General features: G+C 47.8%; 1 protein-coding gene. It reads right to left on the reverse strand.

Going from position 1 to position 2,653, the window contains the following annotated elements; translation table 11 throughout:
* Nucleotides 1-312 precede the first annotated feature (312 nt).
* Entirely contained in the window at nucleotides 313-1,854 is a 1,542-nt protein-coding gene (locus G565_RS0120605; protein ID WP_028672489.1) for a hypothetical protein, read from the reverse strand.
* Between the last annotated feature and the right edge of the window lie 799 nt (nucleotides 1,855-2,653).

A 2,653-nucleotide genomic window follows, 5' to 3' on the forward strand; every position in this document is an offset into this window, starting at 1 on the left:
TGAACACCTAAGGTAAAAAGGAAAATCCAACAAGCGGCAGGGATGGGGTGTTCACGTAACGTAAAAATCGGTGTTCACGTTCGCAGTAATACGCAGGGAATTCATACGATTTTGAATGATGTCTATTGCGCTGGTTTTTCCTATTCGTGCGTCGCCAACTACCACACCTCCCGTGATTCCCGATTCGATCCAAAATTGCAAGTGGTCCGCAAGTGCCCTGACTGCGGGGGTCTCCAACCGAAAAAAGATGGGATGCAGCAAGTCATGTGGCTCTCGTGAGGACGTCATCTTTGGCTCCAATGGTCTATTTGGTTAATCGATATCATCTAGCCAGCTCCTTGTATTTCGCATTTTTGGAGACCACTCTGGAAAATGTTCCGATACATCGCTATCAGTGGACTGGTTAATATCCTCGGCCGGGAAAGTTTCGTCCAAAAAGTTCAGGTTTTGGCCTTTTTCTGGCTCATTTACGTGGTATGACAGCCATTTTGAAAGCGAAAGCGCCACTTTTGGGACTTTCCTGTTCTCGAGAAGGTATTCGAGGTAATTAAATAGCGATACTTTTTTCAGCTTGCGACCATCACGAGCAAGCCTGTTTAATTGAGACAGCATCGACCGCGAATAGGGCAGTTGCTGCCATGCAGCAGGGCTTTGAACCCACCCGAGATTTTTACCCTCCGGAGTGAAAATCTCAAACTTCCTCAAGTCGCGGTCGTTAACCATGGCGGTGACATAAGAACCTTTGAGTGCAGGGTTTCTGAGTCCGGGACCCTTCATTTTCTGATAATGGTAGTTTACGTAGCACATAGGACCGGACCCTTCCTGATGTTTGACTGGTAATTTGACAGGGCGGGTCTGCCTCAGAATAAGCGAGGCTCTCTCTTGAGGTAATGCGATGATCGGCTTGTGATCAAGTTGGTACCTCATTACGTCTAAAGGCGAGGCCGCATGGAGACGCGCTTGAGGCGTTCCATTGTAATTTGCGACCAAAAATCTGATGGTATCGATGAGTGCCTGCAGTGATACTACAGGTGGATGTTTGAGTTTGTTCCCAGTTTCGCGCCTTATATCCAATACGTCGGTACCGACAGTGTTTGGCAGCGTATGAATGTCTACTTCAAGGACTCCAAAAGCGCTTTCAACCATTTGACGGGCCAAAGGGAGGCCAGGTCTACTGGCGTGAAGTGTCGCCCCAAGTTCTTTTCGTATGAAATGACTGGACAAATTGGCTAGATGAACCATTGCATTATCTAAATGCACATACTGGATCATAGGTATTGCGTCCTGCTCGTAGCCAATAGTTGTCGGAAATCCAGCCCCTTCAATGTATCGAAGTCCAGGCGTTGCCAGAGACGGCAACTCATTCGTGGGCTTCAGAAAGTGCTGAATCGCCTGTCTGAATTCCTCTTGGTTAATATGTCCATCCAATACGATGTATGGAGAGAAAATCGCCGAAGATGCAACATCGCGAGCCAAAATGAGTGTAAAACGCGACAATCTGAGTGGATATGTGACACTCTCAGCCTCAATATCATATTCCAGATAAAAACTGCTTGAGCTGTCTACAGTGTGTTCATCGATCTCAATATCTCTAAATACAGTATTGTGGATGAGACTAGGTCGACTATGTCTTGCTTGATTCGACTGGTTCAGTTGGGAAAGGCTCTCTTTGAAAAATCGCCGACAGCTCTCTTCTGCGAGGTCAGCCGTAGTATAGGGGTATTTGTATGAGGGCCACTGATTGGTCTGCAGGTAACCCATGAATGCTTCATAGAACACCCTAGGTTTCAGATTTGGCTGAGCACGGGTCTTTTTGAGCGCCTTACTTAAAAAATCGTTCAGGTATTGCTTCAAACCCGGGCACTCTTCCAGTAATTGCTTAAAAGCGCCTGCGTGCCCAGAATTCTGGGACTGTGAGGGTAGAGGCCTAAGTCTTTTGTAAGGTTTGGAACGTTTATGGGGTATAAGTCCATTTGACAACGCTGGACCGTTACTGCTGTCTCCACCCAGGCATCGTTCAAGTAACTTGGAAACGGTGCTAGGCGCCACGTTTGCCCCTCTGGCGACCTCAGTAATCGCGTGTCCTTGGAGCACACGTTGAACGCAGCTCTGGCGCTTCAATATTGCTGCTCGATGACTTTTAGAGTGTTGTTGCCAATCGATTGGTGGCCAATTATCTAAATCAGCCAATTCGGGGTGATGCATCACAGTTGACTTCCAAGTCCTCATGCGAGTCCCAACCTAGTATTCCATCCGATCGGGTTGTTCCACTCACAACGCAATTTACCCGACAAAAGTCCGTCTAGGTAACTGGTTAACACCGGAATATCCTTCCGCTGATACGACTCCCACATTCCTTCACCAAAACGACTTCCTTCGCCTAGGAGGGATAGGTAGTCTTTAGATTCCAGTGCGTGAGTAGGCCACTCGCTATATTGATTTCTCCATCGAATGAGCCACCAAGCGTTTAAAGCTCGCTGCTCCTGGCTTGTGAAGGCCTCATTTGCCATGACATGAAAGTCTATGAACAGATCCTGGCAATACTGGCTCAGTGCCTCCCTGTAGCGCGTCAACTATCTTGGCCGGTTCAGCGACAATTAACTTGGCCGGTTGCGCTGAACCTATGACGCCTGCTTTTTGGCAGACTGTTTCC

It is taken from the genome of Saccharospirillum impatiens DSM 12546 (assembly GCF_000423605.1).
GTDB classification, from domain to species: domain Bacteria; phylum Pseudomonadota; class Gammaproteobacteria; order Pseudomonadales; family Natronospirillaceae; genus Saccharospirillum; species Saccharospirillum impatiens.